This window comes from Streptosporangium sp. NPDC000396, assembly GCF_042898655.1.
GTDB lineage: Bacteria > Actinomycetota > Actinomycetes > Streptosporangiales > Streptosporangiaceae > Streptosporangium.
Genome location: NZ_JBIAZA010000014.1, coordinates 196,554 through 221,010, shown reverse-complemented (window position 1 = coordinate 221,010; position 24,457 = coordinate 196,554). Strand labels below are relative to the sequence as shown.

The 24,457-nt window shown below is 69.5% G+C and carries 25 protein-coding genes; 10 read left to right on the top strand and 15 right to left on the bottom strand.

The annotated features are described in order from the left end of the window. Positions 1-11: 11 nt before the first annotated feature. From ACFY2X_RS23875 to ACFY2X_RS23860, 4 genes are all read right to left on the bottom strand, one after another. Complete coding sequence (locus ACFY2X_RS23875) at positions 12-947, bottom strand: zinc-binding dehydrogenase (protein WP_389941175.1); 936 nt, start codon at positions 945-947, stop codon at positions 12-14. A 69-nt stretch (positions 948-1,016) separates the two neighbouring features. Beyond that, the gene (locus ACFY2X_RS23870) at positions 1,017-1,865 is read right to left on the bottom strand and encodes an SMP-30/gluconolactonase/LRE family protein (RefSeq protein WP_389941173.1); all 849 of its coding nucleotides are present in this window, start codon (positions 1,863-1,865) and stop codon (positions 1,017-1,019) included. Further along, positions 1,862-2,695, bottom strand: a complete 834-nt coding sequence (locus ACFY2X_RS23865; protein ID WP_389941171.1) for a fumarylacetoacetate hydrolase family protein — start codon at positions 2,693-2,695, stop codon at positions 1,862-1,864. Before ACFY2X_RS23865 ends, ACFY2X_RS23870 begins: the two co-directional genes overlap by 4 nt. Before the next feature lie 238 nt (positions 2,696-2,933). Next, positions 2,934-3,713 (bottom strand): IclR family transcriptional regulator, encoded by a 780-nt coding sequence (locus ACFY2X_RS23860; RefSeq protein ID WP_389941169.1) that lies wholly within the window; start codon positions 3,711-3,713, stop codon positions 2,934-2,936. A 181-nt stretch (positions 3,714-3,894) separates the two neighbouring features. Here ACFY2X_RS23860 and ACFY2X_RS23855 point away from each other — a divergent pair, with 181 nt between their 5' ends. The 4 genes from ACFY2X_RS23855 to ACFY2X_RS23840 all read left to right on the top strand — a co-directional run bounded on the left by ACFY2X_RS23855 (position 3,895) and on the right by ACFY2X_RS23840 (position 8,295). Continuing rightward, complete coding sequence (locus tag ACFY2X_RS23855) at positions 3,895-4,659, top strand: SDR family NAD(P)-dependent oxidoreductase (protein WP_389941167.1); 765 nt, start codon at positions 3,895-3,897, stop codon at positions 4,657-4,659. A 31-nt stretch (positions 4,660-4,690) separates the two neighbouring features. Continuing rightward, on the top strand, positions 4,691-6,094 hold the full coding sequence (locus ACFY2X_RS23850) for an FAD-binding oxidoreductase (protein ID WP_389941165.1): 1,404 nt from the start codon (positions 4,691-4,693) through the stop codon (positions 6,092-6,094). Between the two features lie 48 nt (positions 6,095-6,142). Beyond that, on the top strand, positions 6,143-7,183 hold the full coding sequence (locus tag ACFY2X_RS23845; RefSeq protein ID WP_389941163.1) for a (Fe-S)-binding protein: 1,041 nt from the start codon (positions 6,143-6,145) through the stop codon (positions 7,181-7,183). 143 nt (positions 7,184-7,326) lie between these two features. Next, positions 7,327-8,295, top strand: coding sequence for an aldo/keto reductase (locus ACFY2X_RS23840; RefSeq protein WP_389941161.1), 969 nt, complete (start codon positions 7,327-7,329; stop codon positions 8,293-8,295). A gap of 81 nt (positions 8,296-8,376) precedes the next feature. Here the strand turns inward: ACFY2X_RS23840 and ACFY2X_RS23835 are convergent, their stop codons facing one another. From ACFY2X_RS23835 to ACFY2X_RS23810, 6 genes are all read right to left on the bottom strand, one after another. After that, entirely contained in the window at positions 8,377-10,320 is a 1,944-nt protein-coding gene (locus ACFY2X_RS23835) for a CBM35 domain-containing protein (protein ID WP_389941159.1), read from the bottom strand. A 77-nt stretch (positions 10,321-10,397) separates the two neighbouring features. Further along, a complete protein-coding gene (locus ACFY2X_RS23830) occupies positions 10,398-11,393 on the bottom strand; it encodes a LacI family DNA-binding transcriptional regulator (RefSeq protein WP_389941157.1) in 996 nt (331 codons plus the stop codon). Then, complete coding sequence (locus tag ACFY2X_RS23825) at positions 11,390-13,138, bottom strand: glycoside hydrolase family 36 protein (RefSeq protein WP_389941155.1); 1,749 nt, start codon at positions 13,136-13,138, stop codon at positions 11,390-11,392. Before ACFY2X_RS23825 ends, ACFY2X_RS23830 begins: the two co-directional genes overlap by 4 nt. Next, a complete protein-coding gene (locus ACFY2X_RS23820; RefSeq protein ID WP_389941153.1) occupies positions 13,135-13,962 on the bottom strand; it encodes a carbohydrate ABC transporter permease in 828 nt (275 codons plus the stop codon). The genes ACFY2X_RS23825 and ACFY2X_RS23820 overlap by 4 nt, the downstream gene beginning before the upstream one ends. Then, positions 13,959-14,879 carry a carbohydrate ABC transporter permease gene (locus tag ACFY2X_RS23815; RefSeq protein WP_389941151.1) on the bottom strand — a complete coding sequence of 307 codons (921 nt, stop codon included), beginning with the start codon at positions 14,877-14,879 and terminating at the stop codon, positions 13,959-13,961. Before ACFY2X_RS23815 ends, ACFY2X_RS23820 begins: the two co-directional genes overlap by 4 nt. Next, positions 14,876-16,222 (bottom strand): ABC transporter substrate-binding protein, encoded by a 1,347-nt coding sequence (locus ACFY2X_RS23810; protein WP_389941149.1) that lies wholly within the window; start codon positions 16,220-16,222, stop codon positions 14,876-14,878. Before ACFY2X_RS23810 ends, ACFY2X_RS23815 begins: the two co-directional genes overlap by 4 nt. A 427-nt stretch (positions 16,223-16,649) precedes the next feature. Between ACFY2X_RS23810 and ACFY2X_RS23805 the strand changes: the two genes are divergently transcribed. Next, entirely contained in the window at positions 16,650-16,898 is a 249-nt protein-coding gene (locus tag ACFY2X_RS23805; RefSeq protein WP_389941147.1) for a DUF6400 family protein, read from the top strand. Continuing rightward, entirely contained in the window at positions 16,885-17,115 is a 231-nt protein-coding gene (locus ACFY2X_RS23800) for a hypothetical protein (RefSeq protein WP_389941145.1), read from the top strand. The genes ACFY2X_RS23805 and ACFY2X_RS23800 overlap by 14 nt, the downstream gene beginning before the upstream one ends. A 295-nt stretch (positions 17,116-17,410) precedes the next feature. Here ACFY2X_RS23800 and ACFY2X_RS23795 read toward each other — a convergent pair whose 3' ends face one another. Further along, positions 17,411-17,923, bottom strand: a complete 513-nt coding sequence (locus tag ACFY2X_RS23795) for a 2'-5' RNA ligase family protein (RefSeq protein WP_389941143.1) — start codon at positions 17,921-17,923, stop codon at positions 17,411-17,413. A gap of 178 nt (positions 17,924-18,101) precedes the next feature. Next, complete coding sequence (locus tag ACFY2X_RS23790) at positions 18,102-18,917, bottom strand: SGNH/GDSL hydrolase family protein (RefSeq protein ID WP_389941141.1); 816 nt, start codon at positions 18,915-18,917, stop codon at positions 18,102-18,104. 540 nt (positions 18,918-19,457) lie between these two features. On the opposite strand from ACFY2X_RS23790, the gene ACFY2X_RS23785 reads away from it, so the two are divergent. Continuing rightward, a complete protein-coding gene (locus ACFY2X_RS23785) occupies positions 19,458-20,651 on the top strand; it encodes a hypothetical protein (RefSeq protein ID WP_389941139.1) in 1,194 nt (397 codons plus the stop codon). Here the strand turns inward: ACFY2X_RS23785 and ACFY2X_RS23780 are convergent. Continuing rightward, entirely contained in the window at positions 20,637-21,515 is an 879-nt protein-coding gene (locus tag ACFY2X_RS23780; protein WP_389941137.1) for a hypothetical protein, read from the bottom strand. The genes ACFY2X_RS23785 and ACFY2X_RS23780 overlap by 15 nt on opposite strands. Positions 21,516-21,700: 185 nt before the next feature. Between ACFY2X_RS23780 and ACFY2X_RS23775 the strand changes: the two genes are divergently transcribed. Both ACFY2X_RS23775 and ACFY2X_RS23770 read left to right on the top strand, forming a co-directional pair. Continuing rightward, on the top strand, positions 21,701-21,937 hold the full coding sequence (locus ACFY2X_RS23775) for a hypothetical protein (RefSeq protein ID WP_389941135.1): 237 nt from the start codon (positions 21,701-21,703) through the stop codon (positions 21,935-21,937). A 115-nt stretch (positions 21,938-22,052) separates the two neighbouring features. After that, complete coding sequence (locus ACFY2X_RS23770; protein ID WP_389941133.1) at positions 22,053-22,337, top strand: hypothetical protein; 285 nt, start codon at positions 22,053-22,055, stop codon at positions 22,335-22,337. A 72-nt stretch (positions 22,338-22,409) separates the two neighbouring features. On the opposite strand, the gene ACFY2X_RS23765 is transcribed toward ACFY2X_RS23770, so the two are convergent. Continuing rightward, on the bottom strand, positions 22,410-23,039 hold the full coding sequence (locus ACFY2X_RS23765) for a uridine kinase (protein WP_389941131.1): 630 nt from the start codon (positions 23,037-23,039) through the stop codon (positions 22,410-22,412). A gap of 361 nt (positions 23,040-23,400) precedes the next feature. Between ACFY2X_RS23765 and ACFY2X_RS23760 the strand changes: the two genes are divergently transcribed. Then, complete coding sequence (locus ACFY2X_RS23760) at positions 23,401-23,691, top strand: isoamylase early set domain-containing protein (RefSeq protein ID WP_389941129.1); 291 nt, start codon at positions 23,401-23,403, stop codon at positions 23,689-23,691. A 271-nt stretch (positions 23,692-23,962) separates the two neighbouring features. On the opposite strand, the gene ACFY2X_RS23755 is transcribed toward ACFY2X_RS23760, so the two are convergent. Next, on the bottom strand, positions 23,963-24,418 hold the full coding sequence (locus tag ACFY2X_RS23755; protein WP_389941127.1) for a DUF6789 family protein: 456 nt from the start codon (positions 24,416-24,418) through the stop codon (positions 23,963-23,965). Between the last annotated feature and the right edge of the window lie 39 nt (positions 24,419-24,457).

Genomic DNA, 24,457 nt, shown 5'->3' with positions numbered 1-24,457 from the left:
GATACCTCGATTCAGGGGGTCAGCAGTGCCTTGACGGGGGTGGCGTGGCCGTTCATCAGCGCGGTGAAGATCTCCGCGCCCTCGGAGAGCGGGAAGGAGGTGACCCAGCTCAGGTCCCAGCCCGCGACCAGGTCCACGGCGGCGGCGAAGTCGGCGTCGCTGTAGGCGAAGGAGCCGAGCACCCGTTTCTCGCCGCGCACGAGGTCGGCGGCGTCGAACCCGGCGGTCTTGTCCGCCAGGCCCAGCCAGACCGCCACCCCGCCGGGACGCAGGCGGGCGAGCGACTGCTCGTGGGTGGTGGCCGCGCCGACCGCGTCGAACACCAGGTCGTACTCTCCGGTCAGCTCCGGCCCGGACACGTCGGCGCCCAGGCGGCTCGCGATCGCGCAGCGCTCCTCGGACCGGTCGGCGATCTCGATCCGTGCGGCCTTGCCCGACATGGCGACCTGCAGGCAGGCCAGGCCGATGGCGCCCGCGCCGATGATGCCCACCTTCGCCCCGGCCGGAGCGTCGGCCAGCGCCCAGGCGTGGACCGCGTTGGCCGCGGGCTCGACGATCCCGGCCGCCGTCCAGTCGACGCCTTCTGGCAGCGGCACCAGCGCGCCGGCGGGCACCGCCACCCGCTCGGCGAACCCGCCGGGCAGGTGCACCCCGACGATCCGCCGCTGCCTGCACACGTTGGAGAGCCCTCGCGCGCAGATGTCGCAGCGCCCGCAGGAGAGGATCGGGTTGACGACCACAGGCCGGCCGTCCTCCGTGCGCCCGGCGAACTCATGTCCCATCACCAGCGGCGGCACCCGGAAGCCAGGCGTCCTGACGCCGTGCAGCTCGCTGCCGCAGATGCCGGAGGTGACCACGTGCACGAGCACGTCGTCTCCGCCGACCTCGGGCTCGGGGACGTCGCGCAGCTCCACGACGCCTGGCCCGGTGAAGACGAGGGCCTTCACCGGACCCCGCCGGCGGCCGGATGTGCGTGTCTCACGGAAACTCCTGTCTGAGGATCGGATGCGGCGGTGTCAGCCGCGGTAGGGGTTGGCCGGCATGCCGCTGACCGAGGTACGGCAGCGCAGCAGCTCGCCTCCGGTGCGGCCGTCCGAGGCCGTGGTCACGTACAGCACGTCGAGGCCGGGGCCGCCGAACGCGCAGCTCGTCACGTGGGGGGCCGGGATCTCGACGGCCAGGTCGAGCGTTCCGTCCGGCCGGTAGCGCACGACCGCGCCGCCGTCCCACAGCGCCACCCACACGTGGCCGTGGGCGTCCACGGTGATTCCGTCGGGCAGACCCCCGGCCACCTCGACGAACGTGCGCCTGCCGTCGAGGTGGCCGGTGGCCGGGTCGTAGTCGAAGACGTCCACCCGGCCGGTGGGCGTGTCCGCGTAGTAGACGACGCGCTCGTCCGGGCTCCAGGCGATGCCGTTGGAGACGGAGACCTCCCCCAGCACGTGCTCGGCGACGTGGTCGGGGCCGAGCTGGTAGAGCGCCCCCGCCCGGGGGGTTTCGTCCTCCGCCATGGTGCCCGCGAAGAACCGCCCGGCCCGGTCGCACGCGCCGTCGTTCATCCGGTTGCCCGGACGTTCGGCCGCCGTCACAGGCACGATCACCTCCATCGGCCCGTCCTCCGGCAGGAGGGCGAAGCCATCCCTGACCGCGAGCACCAGCCCTCCCGCCACCCTCGGCGCGACGGCGCCGACCGGCTGGCCGAGCTCGATCGTGTCGTGGGAGTCGTCGGCGGGGTCGAGACGGTGCACGCGTCCGGCCGGAATGTCCACCCAGAGGAGCCGCCCGGTGGGGGCGTCCCAGCGCGGCCCCTCGCCCAGCGCGGCCCTGGGCACCGGGACGATCTCCGGCTCCGAGACTCTGGTCACGACTGCCCCACAACGGGGTTGCGCAGGCTGCCGATGCCCTCGACGCTCACCTCGACGACGTCTCCCGGCTGGAGCGAGCGCCGCGGGTCCATGAAATCGCCGCAGCCCCAGGGGGTGCCGGTGAGCACGACGTCACCGGGTTCGAGGGTGAAGGAGCGCGAGCAGTACGCCAGCAGCTCCGCGACGCCGAACAGCATCTCGGCGGTGCTCGAGTCCTGCATGGTCTCGTCGTTGACGACGGTGCGCAGCCGCAGCGCCTGCGGGTTCGCGATCTCGTCCGGCGTGACGATCACGGGGCCGAGCGGGCAGAAGGTGTCCAGGCTCTTGCCCCGCACCCACTGGACGTCGGCGAACTGCAGGTCGCGGGCGGACACGTCGTTGGCGACCGTGTATCCGGCGACCCCGGCGAGCGCCTCCTCGGGACTCGCGTGGCGCAGAGGCGTCCCGATCACGGCGGCCAGCTCGGCCTCCCAGTCGACCCGGCCGGTCAGCTCGGAGTCGATCACGATGGGCTCGCCGGGGCCGATCACGCTGGACGGGAACTTGGCGAATATCAGCGGCCGGTCCGGCTTCTCCATCCCCGCCTCGCGGATGTGGTCCAGGTAGTTCAGCCCGATCGCAACGATCTTGCCGGGACGCAGCGGCGCGACGGGCACCGCGTCCGGAAGCCGGTCGACCGCCCTCTCGGCCAGCCGCAGGGTCCCTTCGAGCCCTCCGGCCAGCACGGTCTCCAGCGGCGTGCCGGCCGGGACGTCCAGCGCGTACCAGAGTCCCTCGCGCTCCACCGCCGCGAACCGGGCCTCGTTGACCCGCACCGTGCCGAGCCTCATCACACCCCTCCTCAATTCCGTATCGCAGAATCACATTCCGAATATGCGATAGCAGATCACCAGGGGTGGAAGCTGTCAAGAGTCTCCGGGACATCCCAGGTGAGAGCGACTCCCTTGGTCACGCTCAGAAATCGCGGCGGACCAGGCCGAACGGCAGGCCGGGCGGCGGGCGGGCGGACGAACGGACGGGCGGGCGGACGGGCGGACGGGCGAACGGACGGACCGATGGATTCCTGGATCAGGTGGCGGGCCGGACGGTCCCGGCGTGTTCGGCGACCATCCGGCACAGGGCCTCGCCCAGCTCCTCGAACCGCGCCGGGGGCATACGGTCCTTCAGCGCCGTCACGCTCACCGAGGCCAGCGGGGTCGAGCGCCCCATGAAGACCGGGACGGCCACGCAGCGCACGCCGGGCTCGTTCTCCTCCAGGTCCAGCGCGTAACCGCGCTCCCGGACCTGGGCCATGTGCGCGGCCAGCTTGGCCGGGTTCGTGATCGTGTTACGGCTCGGCGCGGCGAGCGGGCCGTACTGCGCCGCCCAGGCCTTGATCGCCTCGTCCGTCGGGTAGGTCCAGGCCAGCAGCGCCTTGCCCACGCCCGTGCAGTGCGCCGCGTTGCGCCCGCCCACGACCGAGGTCATCGTGATCGACCGGGGCACCTCGACCTTGTCCAGATAGACCACCTCGCCGCCGTCGAGCACGGCCATGTGCGCGGTCTCGCGGAACTTCTCGCACAGTCGCAGCAGCAGCGGATGGATCAGCGTCCGCAGGTCCATGCTCTCGTAGAACCGGAACGCCGTGGCCAGCAGCTCGGTGCCGACGAAATAGGGGCCGTTGGCCTCGTGCTGCGCGGCGAACCCCCGGTGTTTCAACGCGCCGAGCAGGCGGTGGAGCGAGCTCTTGGGAATGTCCAGCCGGGTGGCCAGCTCGTCCAGCGTCACCCCCCGGCCGTGCCGTCCTATCTCCTGCAGGATCACCAGGGCCCGGTCGACGCTGCCCACCGGTGATTGGCCGTTACCCATGCGAACTCCTCATATATTCCGGATAACGGAATGCTAGACCGTAATCCGGAACTGCTGCTAACTTCACCTGGAACTGCCGCACAACGAGAAGGGCGGCCCTTGCCGATGCGTCTCGAACCCGACATCACCACTGAACCACGCCTCGCCATCCGCGGCGCGGCACGCTGAAAGGGGAAGCACGATGCGCGGACTGGCGGGAAAGCGCGTGCTGGTCAGCGGCGGCAGCAGCGGCATCGGCGCCGCCACCGCCCGCAGGTTCCTGGAGGAGGGCGCCCGGGTCTTCGTCGGCGGGCTCGACGCGGCCGAGGTGGACCGGACGGTGGCCGAACTCGGCCCGCTCGGCGAGGTGGGCGGGCTGGCGGGAGACGTCAGCGCGGAGGCCGACGTGGCCCGGCTGGTCGACGGCGCGATCGCGGCCCTGGGCGGTGTCGACGTGCTGATCAACAACGCGGGCACCGCGTGGCGCGAGCCGTTCCTGCAGATCACCCCCGATCATTGGGACCGGATCATGGCGGTGAACCTGCGCGGCATGTTCCTGCTCGCCCAAGCTGTGGCCAGGCACCTGATGGCGCGGAACTCCGGAGGGGTGATCCTCAACATGTCCTCCACGAACGGGATCGGCGGCGAGGAGGACTACGCTCATTACAACGCCTCCAAAGGGGGCGTGCTGCTGCTCACCAAGACCATGGCCGTGGAGCTCGGCCGATACGGCATCCGCGTCAACGCGCTGTGCCCCGGCTACATCCGCACCCCGCTGAACTCGGCGATCTCGGCCGGGCTGGCCGACGGCTTCGTCTCCGCCTACGAGCGCGACCACATCCCGCTCGGCCGGGCGGGCCTGGCCGAGGAGGTCGCCGCCGGATACGCCTTCCTGGCCTCCGACGACGCGGCGTTCATCCACGGCACCGAGCTGGTGATCGACGGCGGCCAGCTAGCGATCATGTGACACCGCACCGCCGTACGCACAGGAGAGACCCATGGACACCGCACCACGCGGAGAGGCGATGGACGCCACCGTGCTCCGGGAGCTGCGCGCGATCGTCGGCGAGGATCACGTACGGCACGCGGACGGGGACGTCGCCGCCTATGCCAGGGACGCCACCCCGCTCTTCTCCGCCAGGCCCGGCGCCGTCGTCCACCCCGGCTCCACCGAGGAGGTCGCGGCCGTTCTCAAGCTGGCCTGCGCGCGATCCGTCCCCGTGGTCCCCCGCGGCGCCGGGTCCAACCTGTGCGCCGCCACCGTCCCCCTCACCGGCGGCATCGTGCTGGTGCTGACCCGGCTCGACCGCATCCTGGAGATCAGCGCCGACGAGCTGCTCGCGGTCTGCCAGCCGGGGGTCACCACCGCCGAGCTGGCCGGAGCCGCCGCCGCGCGCGGCCTGCTGTACGCACCCGACCCCGGCAGCAGGACCGTGGCCACGATCGGCGGCACCATCGCCACGTGCGCGGGCGGCCTGCGCGGCCTCAAGTACGGCGTCACGCGCAACTACGTGCTCGGCCTGGAGGCGGTGCTGCCGACCGGCGAGGTCATCCGCACCGGCGGGCGGCTCTGGAAGGACGTCGCGGGTTATGACCTCACCCGCCTGCTCACCGGTTCCGAGGGCACCCTCGGCGTGATCACCGAGGCGACGGTCGCGCTCACCCCGGCCCCGCGGGCCGGCGGGACCGGCCTGGCGTACTTCGCCACCCTGGCCGATGCCGGGCGGGCGGTCGCGCGGATCATCGGCTCCGGGCTCGTCCCGGCCACTCTGGAATTCCTCGACGCCAAGTGCATCGACGCGGTCGAGGCCTATGCCCGGCTCGGGCTCAGGTCCGACGCGGGAGCCCTGCTGCTCTTCGGCGACGACGGCGACGCCTCGCTGGTCGAGCGCCATCTTTCCCGCATGGCCGAACTCTGCCTCGGCGAGGGCGCCCTTGAGGCCACCGTCGCGGGTGCCGCGGCCGAGTCGGAGGCGCTGCTCGCCGCGCGGCGGTGCGCGCTGCCCGCGCTGTCGCGGCTGGGCTCGATCACGATCCTGGAGGACGCCAGCGTGCCCCGCCCGAGGATCGCCGAGATGGTCGACCGCATCGACGCCATCGCCGTCAAGCACGACCTGACGATCGCCACGTTCGGCCACGCGGGAGACGGCAACCTCCACCCCACCTGCGTCGTGGACGCCGACGACACCGACGCGATCGAGCGCGCCCACCGGGCCTTCGGCGACGTCTTCCGCGCGGCGATGGAACTCGGCGGCACCATCACCGGCGAGCACGGCGTCGGCGCCGCCAAGCTGCCCTACCTCGCCGAACGGCTGGGCACCGAGCAGATGGCGCTGCTGCGCCGGATCAAAACCGCCTTCGACCCCGCGGGCATCCTCAACCCCGGGAAGCTGGGCTCTTGACCTCCCCCCGGGGCTCGCGGCCCGGGGTCTCCACTCTGGAGGAATTCGATGGACGGCTTCACTCCCGAACTGCTCAACCGCTGCATCTCCTGCGGCTTCTGCCTTCCCGCCTGTCCCACCTACGCGCTCACCAAGGACGAGACGTCCTCTCCCCGTGGCCGGATCACGCTGATGCGCGCCCTGGAAGAGGGGACCCTGCCGGACAACGACCTGAGGCTTCAGGAGGAGTCGAGTTTCTGCCTCGGCTGCCGTGCCTGCGAGACCGTCTGCCCGGCGGGCGTCCAGTACGGCGCGCTGCTTGAGGAATGGCGGGACCGGCAGTGGCGAGGCACCCGCCGCCCCCTGATCGTCCGGCTGCTGATGTTCGCGGTCAACGCCCGCTGGAGAGTGTGGCTGCTCGGCCGTTTCCGCCGCCATGCCCGCACCTCCCCGTCGCCCTCCGGCCCGCACCTGATGCTCGGATGCTTCGAACGCGCCCTCTACCCGAAGGTGAGCCGGGCCGCCCTGCGTCTCCATCCCGAGCTCGCGGCTCCGGCGTCGCAGGGATGCTGCGGCGCGTTGCACGCGCACAACGGCGATTCCTCCCGCGGCAGGCAGCTGGCCGCCGAGCTGGGCGAGCGGCTGCCCGGCACCATCGTCACCACCTCCGGCGGCTGCGCCGCCCACCTCGCCGACGTCCTCGGCCGCGACCGGGTCAAGGAGATCTCGGAGTACGTGGCCGGTGAGAACGTCCCCCAGGTCGGCGCGCGCATCGCCCTGCAGGACTCCTGCCACCTGCGCAACGGCCTGGGCGTCTGGCGTGAGCCCCGGGCGGTGCTGGAACGGATGGGCGAGTACGTCGAGCTGCCCTCGGCGGGAACCTGCTGCGGGGCGGCGGGCAGCTACTCCCTGGTCCGCCCCCGGGACAGCAGGCGGATCCTCGACGCCAAGCTCGACGAGATCGAGGCGGCCGGGGTCGACTACGTGGCCGTGGTCAATCCCGGCTGCTACCGCCAGCTCGAACAGGGCCTGCGCCGTAGGCGGTCCTCCGTGCGGGTCGTGCATCTGGCGGAGCTGGCGGCGGGCGCGGTCCGGCCTGAAGACCAGTAAGGACCTCGCTCCGCTTTTTCCGTTTCAGGTTTTTTCGCAAGATTTGTTATCGCCACCGCTCCGCTCGGTCTCCCAAAGTATCCCGGCGGCACGACCCTCTCCCGCATCGGGGCGGCATCGACGCCGTTGGTTATGTTGTGGATGTGGAGGCACCCGTCCAACGGCCGCTGGGCCGTACCGGCCTGATGGCGACGCCGCTCGGCCTCGGTCTGGCCGCACTCGGCCGCCCGGCCTACATCACGCTCGGCCGGGACGAGGATCTCGGCGACGACCGCAGCGTCACCGCGATGCGATCGCGGGCGTGGGACGTGCTCGACGCGGCGTGGGCGGCGGGCGTGCGGTATTTCGATGTCGCGCGTTCCTACGGGCGTGCGGAGGAGTTCCTCGCCGGCTGGCTGCACGAGCGCGGGATCGCTCCGGGGGCGGCGACGGTCGGCTCGAAGTGGGGATACGCGTATGTCGGCGGCTGGCAGATGGACGTCGAGCGCCACGAGGTGAAGGACCTCTCGGCCGAGCAGTTGCACCGTCAGCTGGACCAGACGCGGGAACTGCTCGGTGAGCGTCTTTCGCTCTACCAGATCCACTCGGCGACGGTGGAGAGCGGAGTGTTCGAGGACGAGGAGGTGCTCACCCTCCTGCGCGTGCTGCGGGCCGGGGGTGTGGCCGTCGGGCTCACCACGACGGGCCCCCGTCAGGCCGACGCGATCACGCGGGCGATCGAGATCGGGATCTTCGACACGGTGCAGTCGACCTGGAACCTGCTGGAGCGCTCGGCCGGTGAGGCACTCGGCCGGGCGCACGAGGCGGGAATGGGTGTGATCGTCAAGGAGGGGGTGGCGAACGGGCGGCTGACCGCCCGCGCGGCACCCGCCTCGCTCGCGACCCTCGCACGCGAGCGAGGCGTGGCGCCGGACGCGCTCGCGCTCGCGGCCGTGCTCGCCCAGCCGTGGGCCACGACGGTGCTGAGCGGTGCCGTGTCGGCCGAGCAGCTGCGCAGCAACCTGGGCGCGACCGAGGTGGGCTGGGACTCGGAGCTCGACGAGCGGCTCGCCGGGCTGGCCGAGAATCCCGAGACCTACTGGTCCGAGCGCGGCGCGCTGGCCTGGAGCTGAGACCGGGCCGAACGCGACGCCCCGCCGTACCGGCCTCGGGAAGGCAGCCGGCCGGTACGGCGGGGCAGTAGCGAACGCGCGTCAGCCGGTGACCTTGACCGTGGCGGTCTGGCCGGCGCGCACGGGCACCACGGCAACGGTGTACCGGACACCGTCGATCACCTTGGGCATGCCGACCATGCGGTGCCCGTTGACCTCCAGCCAGCGGTGCGTGCCCGCGAAGCGCGCCTCCCAGAAGGTCTGGTGGCCTGCGTGGTTCGTGAACGTGGTCGAGGTCTGGCCGTCGTGCCGGACCGTCACCTTGCCGTCCCCGACCGGCACGTCGGCCACCTCCAGCCAGCCGATGTCGGCGGGCAGCCGCGACTGGGTGGCGACGGTGCGCCGCGGGGCGTCGGGCTGGATGCCCATCAGTCCCTCGACCGTCTGGCTGACCAGGGTGAACGACACCTCGGGGTAGTCGCCGTTGAGCCCCTGGCGCCCGACGACGTGCCTGTTCTCACGCCTGTCGTAGACGCTCTGCATCCACTTCCAGGCGGTCTCGTTGCGGTTGTGCCTGAAGAACGTGTCGGGCAGGTAGGTGAACGCCTCGATGTTGACCGGCCCCTCCGGGCCGGAGGCCTGGGTGTCGATGAAGTCGAGGTAGGCGTCGTTGCGCGGGCCGGCGTCGACGATCCCCTTCATCGGCATGAACCAGCTGTTCTCCTTGCCGAAGCCGGTCACCGGCTCGCCGGCGACGTTGTAGGCGCGGACGAAGTCGGTGCTGCCCTGCTTCCGGCTCCAGGTGTCGTTGAAGTAGCGCTTGAGCTCGCGCGCCTTGGCCGCGTACTCCGCCGCCAGCTTCAGGTCGCCCTTGTCGACGGCGAGGTCCGCCAGCGCCTTGTACGCCTGGTACTGGGAGCCGATCCCGTCACCGGCCTCGATCAGCGGCTCGCCGTCCTCGTTGTAACTGGCCGTGCCCTGGAAGATGCCCTTGCCGGTGCCCTCGGCGACCTTGACGGAGCCGTTGGAGCGCGTGCCGTCGTGCAGCTCGACGAACTCATTGGTGGCGTGCCGGTAGTAGTCCCAGAACACGGGGTCGTCGATGTAGGAGCGGTCACCGCTCCAGCGGAACGCATGGTTGGCCTTCTCGACCAGCTCGAACGTGGCCGGCACCTCACGCACGAAGTTGGTGGGGCTCCGGTAGTCGATGGAGAGGTTGGTGGAGCCGTCGAAGTTGAGCGCCCACACCGGGTAGTACTTGTGCTCCTCGGTCGCCGAGGCGGCGAACGAGCGGAGCATCGTCTTGTTCTCGGCGGCCAGGCCGAGGATCTGCGCTCCGGCCAGCTGGTGGGCGAAGTCGCGGGAGTAGTAGCCGCTGCGGTGGGCGTACCCGGCCCAGTAGGTGGAGGCGTAGGTGCCCTGGCCGGTGCCGGCGGGCTGGCGCTCGTCCACGTTGAGCGGACCGGGGACACCGCTCTGGTGCACCCAGCTGCCCGCCTTGTCCTTGGCCCAGCCGAACATCTCCACGACCTTGGCGTTAGACGAGCTCACGCGGGGGCCCGCGGCCGTACCGGGGGAGATCATCACGTCGTCGGCGTTCACCCAGCCCGAGCCGGAGCCGAACACGATGCCCAGCTGGTCGCCCGCGGCGAGTTCCACATTGGAGATGGTGTAGCGGGTGTAGGTGGAGCGGGCGGGCAGGGTCACGGAGCCTGCCGCGGTGCCGTTGCGCAGCACGGTGAAGGTGCCGCCCGGGCCGCCGGTGGCGATCCAGGCGGAGATGGAGTAGTGACCCGCGGTGGGGACGGCGACGGTCTGGCTGACGCTCATGCCCTCCCCCGCGTCGAGGTAGATCAGCTTGGCGCCGCCGTGCGGCACGTTGGTGGCGACTCCGGTTCCGGAGGTGAACGTCCAGCCTTCGGTGCCCTGCTCGAAGCCGGGGTTGACCACGACGAGCGGGCCGCCCGACGCCGCGTGGGCCGGGGTCAGGGCCGCGGCGGCGAGCAGGGAGGAGCCGAGCAGGACGGGTAGGGCGAGGAACCTCATATGTGTCTCCCGATTCAGGGGGTGATCGGATGAATCTCGGGCTAGCAGCGGCGAGACGAGGCGATATTTCGGAAAAATCAGATGGAACGCGGCGGTGCGGTCGACGCCCGCACCACCAACTCCGGGTTGAACAGCAGTTCGCCCGGCGGCACCTCGCGGTTGCTCACCAGGGCGACCACGCTCCGGGCCACTTCCTTGGCCAGCCGGTCGACGGGCTGCCGGACCGTGGTCAGCGGAGGATCGACGAACTCCATGATCATCGATCCGTCGTAACCCACGACCGAGACGTCACCGGGCACGGACAGGCCCTCCCTGCGCACCCCCCGTATCGCGCCGAGCGCCATGAAGTCGCTGGCCGCGACGATCGCGGTGACATCCTGCCTGAGCAGGGTGGACGTGGCCGACTGGCCACCCTCGATCGTGTAGTACTGCCGGACCACCCACTGGTCCGGGTCCTCCACCCCGCGCCGCTCCAGCGCGGCGAGGAAGCCCTCGACCCGGCGATCGGCGGGCCGGTTGCCGACGGGACCGGCGGCCATGCCGATCCTGCGGTGCCCCAGCGAGAACAGATGCTCCACGGCCAGCTCGGCGGCGAGGTGGTCGTCCGTGGAGAAGACCGGCACGTCGTGCCCCTCGAAGGCGCCGTTGACCCCCACGAACGGGATCCGCCTGGCGGCCAGCACGTTGTATGTCTCGGGATCGGCGTTCTCGATGGTGTTGCTGGCAGACAGGAACACCACCCCGGCGACGCCGTGGTCGGCCAGCGCGGTCACGAACTCGCGTTCCTGGATGCCACCCGGCAGGGCGGGGCAGAGCACGCCCTTGAGCCCGTGCGGTGCCAGTGCGGCCTCGATCAGCTCGGCGACGTCGGCGAAGAACGGGTTGGACAGCCACGGCGTTATCACCGCGACGATCTGCCCTCGGGTGGAACGCTCGTAGCCCAGCTCGGCCATGGCCCGCTCGACGGCCTCGCGGGTCTTGGCGGAGACGCCCGAGCGGCGGTTGATGACCCGGCTGACCGTGGCCTCGCTCACGTCGGCCCGCGCCGCCACCTCGGTGATGCCGATCTTCACTGGGCTTCCTCCAGAGTCGCCAGGCCCGAGGGCGGGACGGCCAGCGCGCACAGGCCGGGCTCAAGCCGCCGCTGCGCCCGCTCGATCATAGATCCGACCGCGTCGTAGACGACCAGCTCCACCGTGATTCCCGGCCCCGTGACATCGAGGACGAGGCGTTCCGCGGCGGTGCCGTTGACGAGCGTGATCCGCCGGTGCCGCGCGGTGTCCAGCACGGCCACCCGGTCGGCGCCAACGGTGATCACGCAGTCTTCTCCCCGCGACGCCGTGATGACCGGGTACAGCTCGTCCGGGCGCCCCGGCTCCACCTCGCCGTCGAGCAGGAGAGGCCGCAGCCTGCGCCACTGGCCGAGCCAGAACGCCACCATCCGCCGGTGCTCCTCGCTGAGCCCGGCGAGCCTGACGGAGATCTGGGGCACGGCGTGCAGCGGGCCGATGAGCTGGCGCGCGGCGCTCCGCGCCTCCCCCTCAGGATCCCACATCAGCATGTCGGCGTGGACGGCCCCGCGCACGGAGAGCAGGCCGACGTCGATCGTGCGGACCCGGTTGGCGGTCGCGTCGGCCGGGCAGTCGTCGGCCCGGAGCATGTTGCCGAAGGGCGCCATGCCCGGCCCGACGTACGGCTGGCGCAGCTCGATCAGCACGTCGGGCCGGATGGCCTCAAGCGCGGCCCGGAGCTCGGTCAGCAGCACGTTCATGGCGGTGCCGACGTCGGGGATGTCCGCGCCGTGCGCGGGCGTGCCCGCGTAGACCATGGCCTCGTTCAAGAAGTCAATCTTGAGCCCGTCGAGCCCGTGGTCGGCGACCAGCGAGGCGCACAGCTCGACCACGTGCCGCCTGACCTCGGGCCTGCGCGGGTCGAGCACCTGCGCGCCCGGCACGCCGGCCGGAGCCGTGGCGTAGGGCGACAGCTCCGGGAAGCATTCGGCTTCCGGGCCCAGGAGCAGCGGGGCGACCCAGAGGAGATACTTCAGCCCGAACTCCCGAACTCGGGCGACGTGTCTCGCGAGGTCTGGAAACTTCGTCTTGTCCGGGCGCCAGTCTCCTACGCCCGGATAGCCCCGCCCGTTCCCCAGCTCCTGCCATCCGTCATCGATGATGATCACACCGCAGCCCAGCTCCGCCGCCAGCGCCGCCTCGGCCTCGATGGCCGACTCCTCGACGTCCTGGGTGAAGCTGTACCAGGTGGAGTAGACCGGCAGCCGCGCGGCCTCGGGCACGGGCTCCAGGCCCGCTCCCAGCCAGGTCCGCAGCCCGCGCATCGCCGCCGCGACCGACGGAGCCGTCCTGGCGAACACCATCCTGTACGGCGAGACGCCCGCGGGCACGGTCAGGTGCACGACGAAGGTCTTGTTCTCCTCGGAGACGCCGAACCGCATCACGGCCTCCGGCACCGTGTCGACGGCGGCGAAGGCGAGCATCGAGCGGCCGGTGCTGTCGTACAGGCAGCCCGCGGCGACGTCCTCGACCAGCGACACGTGCGCCAGGCCCGCCCAGTCGGCGACGAGCGGGCGGCTCCAGGAGCGGGTGGGGTGCCAGAAGCCCACCGCGTCGCCCAGCGGGACCGAGAGCCGGATCTCCGTCTCCCCGTCGGAGTGGACCTCCAGCAGGTCGGGGCCGTCCTGCTGCGCGGTCAGCTCCCAGCGCGCCGACGCGCCTGGCGTATGCGTCAGGACGGCCAGCCGTACGTCGTCGAGCAGGTGCTCGGTTGGCGCGGGCGCGAGCCCTGCGGTCGTGACGCTCACTCTTTCACCGCTCCTGCGAGAAGTCCGGACACGAAGTGTCGTTGGAGTAGAAGGAAGAGCAGGGCCATCGGGATGGCGGCGACGGCCGTTCCGGCGAGGATCTGGCCGTAGTCGGTCTCGGTGGCACCCTGCAGGGAGGCGATCGCGAGCGGGATGGTGTAGGCGTCCCGCGTCCGCAGCGCGATCAAGGGCCAGACGAAGTCGTTCCACTGGTAGAGGAACAGGTAGATGCCAAGGGCGGCGAGAGCCGGTCGCATCGGCGGCAGCACCACGCGGGCGAAGAGCCGCAGTTCCCCGCAGCCGTCGACCCGGCCCGCGGACAGGATCTCGTCGGGCAGCGCCGACATCGACTGCCGCATCAGGAAGATGCCGAACGGCAACGCCAGGTTGGGCAGCACGATGGCCTGGTAGGTGTTGAGCCAGTCGAACGCCAGCATCATCTTGAACAGCGGCACGAGCGTGACCTGGCTGGGGATGACGAGGCCGAGCATCAGCAGGCCGAAGAAGACTTCCTTGCCTCGGAAGTCGTATTTGGCGAAGCCGTACCCCGCCATCGTGCAGACCAGGCCGCCCAGCACCGTGTAGATCGTGGAGATCAGCACCGAGTTGAGCACCACCCGGCTGAAGCCGACGCTGGCCTCCAGGTTGGCGAGGTTGTCCAGCAGGTGCCCGCCCGGCAGCAGCGGCGGCGGGCTGTCGAAGACCTCGGCCGTGCTGTGCGTGCTGGCCACGACCAGCCAGTAGAACGGCACCAGCACCACGGTGACGGCTATCAGCAGCGACGACGTCAGCATGATGCTGCCCGCCGCGTTCCTGCGGTTCACGACTTGTCTCCCAGGAAACGGAACTGCACGATGCCGAGGATCCCGATGATCACGGCGAGTGCGTAGGCGATGGCCGAGGCGTAACCGAAGTCGAAGAACTTGAAGCCGTTGTTGTAGAGGTAGAGGCCCAAGGTCAGCGTGCTGTTGTCGGGGCCGCCGTTGGTGAGGACGTACGGCTCGTCGAACAGCTGCAGCGTGCCGATGGTGGACATGACCAGCGTGAGCAGGATGACCGGACGCAACCCCGGCAGGGTCACGTGCCTGAACCTCTCCCACGCGTTCGCCCCGTCCACGGCCGCCGCGTCGTAGTGCTCCTTGGGCAGCGCCTGCAGCCTGGACAGGAAGATCACCGCGTTGTAGCCGGTGTAGTGCCAGGTGAGGGCGAGACCCAGGGCGATCCGCGCCCAGAGCGTGTCGGTCAGCCACGGCACGGCCGGGATGCCGAAGATCCCGAGGAACCAGTTGACCAGGCCGGACTGCGGGTTGAGCAGGACGGCGAAGAGGATGCCGTACGCCACGAGTCCCGTCACCATCGGCAGGAAGAAGCCGAGCCGGATGAAGGCGCGGAATCTCAGCAGTGCCGACTTGAACGCCACGGCCAGCCCGATCGCGATGACCAGCATCAGCGGTACCTGGACGACGAGGACGACGCCGGTGTTGCGCAGTGCCGTCCAGAACAGCGGGTCTTTGAGGAGCCGTTCGTAGTTGGCCGTCCCGGCGAAGGTCTGCAGCGTGCCGTCGGTCCGGAAGAGGCTCAGCCAGAACGACCACGCGATCGGGTACAGCTTGAAGACCGCGAACAGCGCGAGCGCCGGCAGGACGAACAGGTAGGGGGCGGCCTTCGCCCCCGGCTGGCGCACCCGCCGGGGCGTCACGACGGACGCCCCGGCGGTGACACGTTCGGAGACCGCCGTCACCGCACGACCTTGCGGCCGGTCTGCTGAGCGATCAGGTCCGCGGCCTCCTTGAGGACCGCGGCCGGGTCGGCACCCTTGAGCAGCACCTTGCTCTGGGCGTCGGTGACGGCCTTCAGCGCGCGGGGGTAGTCGGCGGAGTAGTTCGTCACGTAGGACGGCTGCTTGAGGGCGTCGAGGAAGATCTCACCCTTCTTCTGGCCGCTGAAGAAGTCCGACTTCTCGTGGAAGACCGGGTCGTCGTAGGCGGCCATCAGGGCGGGCGCGATGCCCTTCTCCTTGTAGATCTTCACCTGCGACTCCGGCCTGGTCAGCACGTACTCCGCGAAGGCGAACGCCGCCGCTTTGGCCTTGCTGGTGTTCGCGACGGCCAGGTGGGTGGAGTTGACGGTCGCCGAGACCTTGCCGCCGGAGGTGACCGCCGGAGGGAGGCGCACCTTCCACTTGCCCTTCTCCCCGGGCACGGTCTCCTCGATGATGCCGCCGAACCAGGTCGGCATCGACTGCACGGCGACGGTGCCCTTCTTGATCGAGCTGATCATCGCGTTCCAGCCGCCCGCGGTGTCGGCGATCAGGCCCGCGTCGTTCAGCTTCTTGATGATCGTCATGGCGGTGACCGCCTGGGGCGAGTCGAGGGTGACGTTGCCCTGCATGTCGAAGTAGAAGCTGTCCTGGAGCTGCAGGAGCATCTGGAAGAAGTTGGCCGAGTCGCCCACCGTGGCCGGCTTGTCGATGCCGATCAGCTGGACACCGGTCTTCTCCTTGAGCTTGATGCCCGCCTCGATGACCTCGTCCCAGGTCTTCAGGGCCTCGACATCGACGCCCGCCTTCTCGAACAGGTCGGCCCGGTAGTAGAAACCGGCCGAGTTCGCCTCCCACGGCAGGGCGTAGACCTTGCCGTCCCGGCTCACCGTCTCCCACATGCCCTGGGCGAACTTGTCCTTGTGCTTGTCCGCGCCGAGCGGCACGAGGTCGGCCAGGCCGCCCTGGAACTTCTCGATGTAGGCGGGCAGGTAGTCGACGCCGATGTGCAGCACGTCGCCCAGCCCCTGACCACCGGCCGCCAGCCCCGCGGTGATCTTGTCCCAGATGGCCGGGTTCCCGATGTCCTGGACGTCGACCTTGATGCCGGGGAACTCCTTCGTGAAGTCCGGCACCAGCGCCTTCATCATCGCCGCGGGACCCTGCCAGCTCCACACGGTGATCTCACCGGTGGCGGCGGTCCCGGTCGGGCCGACGGATGCGGGGGCGGCCGCGGAGCCTCCTCCACCACAGGCGGTGAGAACCGTGCCTCCTGCGGCCAGGGCGCCGAGCTGGAGGAAGCGGCGACGGTCAAGGTGGGCCATTGTCGGCCTCCTGGGGGGTACGCGAAATTTGGTCTGACGCGCCGGAACGCTACCCCCACGCTTCGTGACTTGCAATATTCGAGTGAAAGTTTTCTGCAGACTGTGACAGAAGATCAGCAAGTCACAACACCGGCCGCGCCCGCATCGACCGGCCCGGCGCCGACGCGGACCGGGAGGCGCGGCAGACGAGGGCGATCACCCAGAAGCCGTCGTGACATGTGTCACGAGTTGGCCATGAAAATGGACATAAGGTATATAAAGGACAAGGCTTTCCCTTCAGGGACAGCCCCATCCCAACGCATGTTCGAGTGATCGCAAAGGACCACTCTCCCGGCCGGCACCGTGGCCGGGTCCCCTCCGGCCCCCGGAAGGCGCCTCCCCCGATCACACCGACGCCATGTTCGCCACCCCACCGGAAAGTCGCGCCATGAGCCAGGACATCAGCAGCGCACACACCGTCTTCGAGATCGACCTCACCTTGGAGGAGACTCGCCGGCGGGCCGCGGTCGTGACGGCACTCGGGCCGGACTGGGATCCCCTGGCCGTGATGCGAGGCGAGGAGGAGGCCTACGACCTTCTCTACTCGGGCCTCGACGAACGGCAGCAGGAGATCTACGACATGCTCGTGGCGGCCGAAGTCCTCCCGCGAAGGAGGTCCGTCCATGCTGCCGATTGATCCGCACGCGGACCTGGGACGCCGGGCATGGGTCTCCTGCCCCGGATGTTTCGACAGCACGGACTGCGGAGACTGCCTCGGCGGCCGGAACTGCGGGGAGCACTGGCGCTACCTGATCGGCAACACCGGAAGCCGCCTGCACCTGCAGTGCCCCGGATGCACCCACGTGTGGGACCACGAGACCCATTTCGGCGCGGGCGGGACCGCCCCTTTCTGAGGGAACGCACCGAAACTCCGCCGACCGTCTCCTCGCGCCACCGTGAACGGCAGAAGCCACCGATCAAGCAAAAGTCGACAAATCCCAAATAACAGCGGAAAGCCCTTTTATCGGACGCACCTGCCCCGCTTGACATCGCTTGACATTCACCTGACATCTGACACAGACCAGCCCCGGGCCTACCCCGTGACGGTGGTGGTGGCCCGGGTGGTCGAGGTGACCGGTTACCTGTGGCCTTCCCGCTGAGTCCGGCCCTCTCCATCCGGGAGTCCCGGTCCTCGGGGATCGGAGGATGTCAAAGGGCGGTGAGGGAATCACGGGCATGGTCGGCGACGGCGGCGGCGACCACGGTCGCCTCTATGGGCAGCACGTCCATGCACAGCCGGATCCCCTCGAGCAGCATCGGGCGGGGCACGCGCATGGACAGCGTGCAGTGCGGCACCCAACGATCAGGCCGGTAGACGTCGAACCCGCTGATCCCTGCCTTGCCGAGCCGCTCGTGCACCGCCGCGTGATGAGCCAGCAGTTCCGCCGTGGGAACCGGGCCGAGCCAGAGCACCCGTCCCAGGAACTGCCCGACGAAGTCGAAGCGGAGATCGAGCGGTGGTGCCGCGTCCATGCCCTCCAGCGCCGCGGCCACCCCGGGACCGTCCAGCTCCGGAGCGCTGATCAGCGAGACGTGAGGACGGTGCCGGCCGTCCAGCAGATCTCGCATCGTCGGCACGCCGGCACGGGCGAGTGCGTCCCACAACGTCCTGATCCGCTTCTCGGCGATCGGATCGAGATAGAGCTCCAGAGCGGCGACCATGGCTGAAGATTAGCCAGCGTGACGGGGGTCACCACGCCGGTCTCCCGTCCGGGCGGCCGGCGAGGCCGCGTTCGGGCACCGGAACCACCGCCGGCGGCGGGGTCCGATCCGGTGACGAACGCGGCCACTCAGCTCGATCGCCCCGGCCCCGGGACGACCCTCGGTGAACGGGCTCGTATCACCGGTCGAAACCGGCGGAGTAGGTCATCTCGGCGAGCAACCGCTGGCCGGAGGTGTTGGGGTGGAAGTAGTCCCAGGTGCTCATGTGGGACAGGGCGAACGGATAGCCGAAGACGACGCCTCCGTCGTACCGGCAGGCGGCCTGTTCCGCGCAGACCCTGGCGAGCACCGCGTTGAAGTCGGCCACGCGCTGGCGCACCCGGTCACGCCTGTCGACGTCGGCCTGGTCGGTGGAGCGAGGCCTGGCCAGCATCGACTGGCAGATGCTGAAGGTGGACCAGGCGGTACGGGCCGATGAGCTGTCCTTGCCGACCTCCCAGAGCCGCTTGATGTCGGGGATGCTGGAGACGAAGATCGACGCGTCGGGCAGGCCGGTGGTGAGCGTCTGCATCGCCGTACGGAATCTGGCCTCGAAGTCGGCCACCGCGGTCATGCTCGCCTCCGACGACGCGCAGGCGTCGTTGGCCCCGATCAGGATCGTGACGTAGTCGACGCCCTGGGAGACGGCCTGCTGGGCCTGCCCGGCCATGTCGGCGACCTTGGCTCCCGACCGGGCGTCGTTGTAGGCGACGAGAGAAGGGTTCGCGGCCCGGAACCGCAGGAAGTGGCTGTTCACGGTCGAGTTGGAACCGGTGGACCACGACCTGGACGGGCAGTCGACGTAGAAGCCGCAGGCGTTGAAACCGCGGGTGATCGAGTCGCCCATCGAGGCCATGGAGTCGGGGACCGACGAGGTGTCCGCCACGGCCGTCGCCGGAACGAACGCGAGTGTCACTGCTGCGAAAAGGGCAAGCATGCGGCGGGGGGTGATCAAGCGGGCCTCCTGAGGTTCTCCCCCGATCGGCTTCGTTGCTCAGAATGTCAGCCCGCTTTACCGGCTTTACAAGACCTCATTACATGATATTGATCTGTTTGTAATATTTGCCCTCCGGGAGGATGACGGACCCGCGGGCGAGAACGGCCACCGGCCGGACGCCGGGCGGAAGATCGCAAATAGGCCCGATCCGGGAGCCCGCCACCCATGAGCGATCCCGACAAGAACCGCCGGATCCACCTCGGGCCGACTCAAATCTGCAGACCGCCTGCAGATGAGCACTCGCAAGCCCGGACTACGAATCCCGAGAAAAGATCACATCCCCACCGATCGGCCGCCAGGCGATCTCGGATCGTCGTACCTCATCGGACCGGAGGACAACATCCTCTGATTGGTATGGGAATCCAAAATTACCAACCAAGGCCATTTCCCAAGTTTTTGTCATTTGCATAATAATAGGATTTTGAGTGGCATAGGAGAATAGGGGCGGATATTCCTGGATGGAATGGCTCTCCACCCAAGTGCCGAGAGGATGCACCGATGATCACCATCGACATTCCGATCTGGTCTGCCCGCCTGCGCGCCCACAGACGTGCCCGCATGTGGAGCCGGCAAGAACTGGGACAGCAGATGGCCGAGGCCGCGGACGAGGAGACTCGTGATCGCCTGCCCGCCCAGGAGGGACTCACATGGATGGTCCACTCCTGGGAAACCGGGGAGCGGCGGCCGGACGAGCGGTATGCGGAACTGCTCTGCCGGGCGCTCGACATGGACGAGGCAGGGCTGTTCAGCGGCGAGGCCGCCGGCACGACGCTCTGGCATCACCTGACGGGCATCCCGCTGCTGCCGGAGCTGTTCTCCCCCGAAGACGAGGAGCGCACCGGCCGGGCGATCGAGAATCCTCGCCGGGCCGACGACCAGACCGTGGCCTACTTCGAAGCCGTCCTCAGGACCTACGCCCGGACGGATCTTCGCCCGGCCGGCCTGATCAACGCCCTGGCCCCGATCTTCGACACGCTTGAGGGGCTGCACCGCGACGCCAGATCAAGCGTCCGCCAGACGCTGCTCCGGCTCAGCTCGCAGGACGCCGAGCTGATCAGCCGCATGCACCACGAGGCCGGCGACCTCAAGGAAGCGCTGGCGTGGTCGGACCGCGCCCTGCTCGCGGCGCATCAGGCCGGAGACGAGCAGCTCGTGGCCTCCACGCTCGCCCACCGTGCCGGTCTGCAGGACACCCGGAGCAATCCCGAGCAGGTGATCGACCTCGCCGTCGCCGCCCGCAGGCACCTCGGCCCGCCCACACCGCTGGACACGATGGCCTACCGGCACGAGGCGCACGGTCACGCCATGGCCGGAGCCGAGGACATGTGCCATCGGCGCCTGGAGGAGAGCGCGGAGTCACCCGTGGACATGACCGGCGACACGCCCTCCGCGTTCGACTACCCGCTCGGGCTCCACCACACGCTGGCCGCCGGATGCCTCATCACCCTGCACCACCCCGACGACGCGATCGAGATCCTGGAGCATGATCTGCCGGGAGCCCCACCGACCTACATGACGGCCTACAACCTGGCCTGTCTCGCCCACGCCTACGCCGACGCGCACGAGGGCGAGCGCTCGGCCTCGGTGGCCCATGAGGCCTTCGCCATGTCCCGGCGGACGGGCGCGACCCGCGCCCTGCGAGAACTCCACCTCATCCGGGATGACATCTCCCGATGGTCACACCAGTATTGACGACGCCGATCCGTGCCGCCGGCGCGGTGGCCTCACCCTCGCCAGCGTCATCATCCCCACGACGGTGAACGTGGCCACGCTCACCAGCAGTACGGCCCCGGACGTCACCGTCAGGTCGGCCGGCGCGAGCCCCCTCGCCGCCTGGAGCACGCTCACCGCGATCAGCCCGCCGTACCCGGCGGATGCCACGGCGACCAGCCGGGTCCGGGCACGCTCGGTCCAGGTGGTGAGCGTCAGCAGCGCGGCGAGCACGGGCAGCACCTGGAGAGCGTGCAGCGTGACCGCGTGCGGCACCTTCAGCTGCCCCGCCGCGCCGAAGATCGACAGATCGGTCGCCTCGGGCGGCAGCCCGATCGCCCTTCCGTTGGCGATCAGCGCCCCGCCGGCGACCTGGCTGAGCAGCAGGACGGCCAGGCCCGCGCGTATCGCCACGCGCATGCTCGGCGAGGCGTCCAGTTCGCGGAACGCGAGCACCGTCATGATGACGATCGGCGGGATCAGGCCCACGAACGCGAACCCGGCGAGGGTCGCGGACACGACCGCGTCGGCCGTCGTGGAGAAGTTCAGATGGGAGGGGACACCACGCCAGCGCTGAACGGCGATCAACGCGACCTCGACAGTGCTGGCCACGCTGAGCGCGCCGACAAGCCACCGGCCCCGCCGGGAGGTGAGCCGAAGCCTGCCGGCGACCCAGACCAGGCTGAGCAGCGTCATCCCGAAGGAGAAGCCGAACAGTATCGGCTTGCGCCACGACACCGGCCCCGCCCAGCTGCCGCCGTCGATGGCGTAGACGACCAGATGGAAGGCGCTGCTGGCGAGCAACAGCACCGCGACGCCGTATCCGAGCCGTTGGTAACCGCGCATGAGCCAAGCCTCGGGCACCGGGGCCCGCCGGCAATCCCCCGCCGGGAGACTCCCGGCCTACACCGAGCGGAGTACACCAGGTAGGGCGCGCCGGGCAGGGCATGCCGGGCGGGCGCGGAGGACCGGTTCCGGGGAGAGCACCGGGGTCGTGGAGTCGGCCTCGAAGGTGGGGGTATGGACATCGGATGAGCATTCAAGAAGAACTCCGCCAGGTCGAAAGCGATCTGGCGAGACTGCGCGCCGAGGCCGCCGACCTGCGCACGCAGGTCGGAGAGATCGGTCCGACCGATGTCAACGAGCGAGCAGCGTTGATCACCATGGCCGAGCAGCAGGAGTCCCTGGCCGGCGAGCTGGAGGCTCGGCGCGAAAGACTGCTTGAACAGATCGGTGACGCGAAACATGCGGAATCCCAGGGCTCCTGACGCGATTCACCTGCCCACGGCACAAAAAAACCCATCTTTTCCGACATTCGATTACACATGACACCAAGGGGTAACGATAAGGACGAATCAACACCAGGGGGACAAAATGATCAGGATGCTCCACAGGATGGGTGTACGGCCGGGCATGATGTACGCGGCGGGGGTCGCCTCCATCGGCCTGTCAATCGCCTCCTGGATCTCCTCACTGACGATGGAGAAGGCCGGGATGGACCGAGCGGATCGATGGGGGATCTTCATCGGCGAGTGGGCGCCGACCTTCTTCGCGATGGGCCTCGCCCTGCGGATCGAGGAGACACACGGCGGCGTCGAGGCGAGGGAAACCGAGACTCCCGAAACGACCTACACCGAGGGCAGGATGCCGTCGCGCGCCGGCGTCTAGCCAGGCACAGGAGCGATCGTGGGCAGGTCGCGTTCCGGCGAACGCGGCCCCGCCTGCCGGCCGATCCCACTCTCATGATCTCTCGACCATCGCCGGGTGCCTCAGATCGTCGACACGGACGACCACGTCGGCGACGTTCACCGGCTGAACCTCATGCTCGTACCGCGCGTAGGCGGGCAACGTCCACTGCTGCTCCGGAGCGGTCCGCCGGGCGAGCGCACCTGGTGAGAGCCAGAGATGCACGGCCAGATCGAACGGCAGCCCCCGGCCCAGCAGCAGGGCTCCGTCGAGCAGCAACACCCCGCCCTCCGGCACGGTGACGTAGGGAGCGCGGGTGGCTCTGTCGATGGTGGCGTCCCACAGTGTGGGCAGGATCTTCCCCGACCGGCCGGGCTCAAGCGGGCCGAGGACCTCGCGAGTCAGCGCTCCGAAGTCGAGCCAGTCGGCGTAGAAGGCGTCCGGATCGGTCCGGCCGCATTCGAAGCGCAGCGACGCCGGGCGCAGGAAATCACCCGAGGACACCCGGAAGACCTCACGACCTCGGAGCCGGAGGGGATCCACCAGCGCGCCCGCGAGCCGTCCCGGCTGCGCCGCCGGAGCTCCGTCGATCACCACCCGCACCCAGGAATGCCGGGGGGCCGAGGCTATCCGATCGGCGACTTCCTCAACGAGCAGCGACGGGGAGATGGGCCGTATGTCCACACGGACATCTTCACCGATGGCGCCCGGACGAGCCGCCGGGCGTTCCGGCCCCGACCACCTATCGACCGCCCATTCTCCGGCAAAGCCCTCCCCTTGCTCCCGTGAACCGGTCAACCACCATGATCTAGTCAAAGTCGGACGTGATCCCGCTCAAAAGTCAGCACTCTCGGGTTGCCTGACGGTCACTCGCGGTAACGATCCTTGTGGATCGCACCGGCTCGGCCGTGACTGGATGCCGGTCTCCCGATCGTGGCCCTGTCCTGGAGGCCGCGCACTCAGGGAGCCGCATGACCTTCGCGTCTTACCGTCACCACGATTACGGGCGGCTATCTATGGAGACAGCGATGTCAGGAGAATCTAAATGATCAAGCGTGGTAAGCCCACCAAGAACGGGCAGGTCAGACTCACCTTCACCGTGCCGGTCGATCAGCCCGTCGGCGGGATCTCGCTGGTCGGCGACTTCAACGACTGGGACCCCTACGCCCACCCGATGCAGCGCAAGGACAACGGCACCTACCAGGTGAGCCTCACCGTTCCATCGCAGCAGCCCATCCGTTTCCGCTACCTCGCCGACGGCGGTGTGTGGTTCGACGACGCCGACGCCGATCACCACGACGAGCATGGCTCCCACCTGAACCCGGTGAAGCAGTAGGGCTCCTCGGCCTGCACCGTCACCACGCCCGCCGGCTGAAACCCGGCCGGGCAGCCGCTCACAGCCCAGCCGCGCCGCAGGGCAGAGTTCCGCCGCCTCCGCGATCAACCCATTGTCCGGGACGGCCTCCCCCCTCCCACTCTCATGCGGGTCCAGCGGAGGATTCCGGACGCGGAGAGTGACCGGCCCGGCGGGCACGGGCGCGGCGGAACACGCCGCCCGGCCTCACCCGGCGCCATGGTCATCTCCCTTCAGCCGTCATGCCCGGACTTCAGCCGTCATGCCCGGACTCATGATTGAGCCGGTTCACCGCTAGGGCGAGCGCGGTGCCGTACACCACGTGACCGGCGGCCATGACCGCTTGACGTTCCGGCAGATCCTCGGAGATCGGTGGCAGTATGCCCAGGCGCGGCACCCATCCCTGGTAACTGACGAACCAGATGGCCAGCCCGTAGCCGACGCCGAGGAGGATCGGCGCGCGTCGTCCTCGATGGAGCAGGCTGAACAGCGAGCCGAAGGCGGCGCCGAAGCCGAAGTGCGCGATCGCGCTGAGCACTCTCTCACCCGGCTTGGGCCGGTGCTTGTGACCGGGAAGGAGCGCACGGGTGATCCGTTTGGGCGGCTGATCCGGCATCAGACCGGCCCGGTCTCCGGCGAGCATCACCGCGCTCATCAGCGCGGTGGCGGCCGTGCCCGCGACGGCTCCCTTCACAAGGTCCTGTGTCATGACCTCACCCCATATGCGTTTTCCTGACCGGCTGTTAAA

Bases quoted from the DNA above. Each gene is read 5' to 3' on its own strand.
- ACFY2X_RS23805 (WP_389941147.1), top strand. From the start codon at position 16,650: ATGAGCCAGGACATCAGCAGCGCACACACCGTCTTCGAGATCGACCTC.
- ACFY2X_RS23775 (WP_389941135.1), top strand. From the start codon at position 21,701: ATGAGCATTCAAGAAGAACTCCGCCAGGTCGAAAGCGATCTGGCGAGA.
- ACFY2X_RS23780 (WP_389941137.1), bottom strand. From the start codon at position 21,515: ATGCGCGGTTACCAACGGCTCGGATACGGCGTCGCGGTGCTGTTGCTC.
- ACFY2X_RS23785 (WP_389941139.1), top strand. From the start codon at position 19,458: ATGATCACCATCGACATTCCGATCTGGTCTGCCCGCCTGCGCGCCCAC.
- ACFY2X_RS23760 (WP_389941129.1), top strand. From the start codon at position 23,401: ATGATCAAGCGTGGTAAGCCCACCAAGAACGGGCAGGTCAGACTCACC.
- ACFY2X_RS23855 (WP_389941167.1), top strand. From the start codon at position 3,895: ATGCGCGGACTGGCGGGAAAGCGCGTGCTGGTCAGCGGCGGCAGCAGC.
- ACFY2X_RS23800 (WP_389941145.1), top strand. From the start codon at position 16,885: ATGCTGCCGATTGATCCGCACGCGGACCTGGGACGCCGGGCATGGGTC.
- ACFY2X_RS23770 (WP_389941133.1), top strand. From the start codon at position 22,053: ATGCTCCACAGGATGGGTGTACGGCCGGGCATGATGTACGCGGCGGGG.
- ACFY2X_RS23845 (WP_389941163.1), top strand. From the start codon at position 6,143: ATGGACGGCTTCACTCCCGAACTGCTCAACCGCTGCATCTCCTGCGGC.
- ACFY2X_RS23860 (WP_389941169.1), bottom strand. From the start codon at position 3,713: ATGGGTAACGGCCAATCACCGGTGGGCAGCGTCGACCGGGCCCTGGTG.
- ACFY2X_RS23865 (WP_389941171.1), bottom strand. From the start codon at position 2,695: ATGAGGCTCGGCACGGTGCGGGTCAACGAGGCCCGGTTCGCGGCGGTG.
- ACFY2X_RS23835 (WP_389941159.1), bottom strand. From the start codon at position 10,320: ATGAGGTTCCTCGCCCTACCCGTCCTGCTCGGCTCCTCCCTGCTCGCC.
- ACFY2X_RS23755 (WP_389941127.1), bottom strand. From the start codon at position 24,418: ATGACACAGGACCTTGTGAAGGGAGCCGTCGCGGGCACGGCCGCCACC.
- ACFY2X_RS23795 (WP_389941143.1), bottom strand. From the start codon at position 17,923: ATGGTCGCCGCTCTGGAGCTCTATCTCGATCCGATCGCCGAGAAGCGG.
- ACFY2X_RS23810 (WP_389941149.1), bottom strand. From the start codon at position 16,222: ATGGCCCACCTTGACCGTCGCCGCTTCCTCCAGCTCGGCGCCCTGGCC.
- ACFY2X_RS23850 (WP_389941165.1), top strand. From the start codon at position 4,691: ATGGACACCGCACCACGCGGAGAGGCGATGGACGCCACCGTGCTCCGG.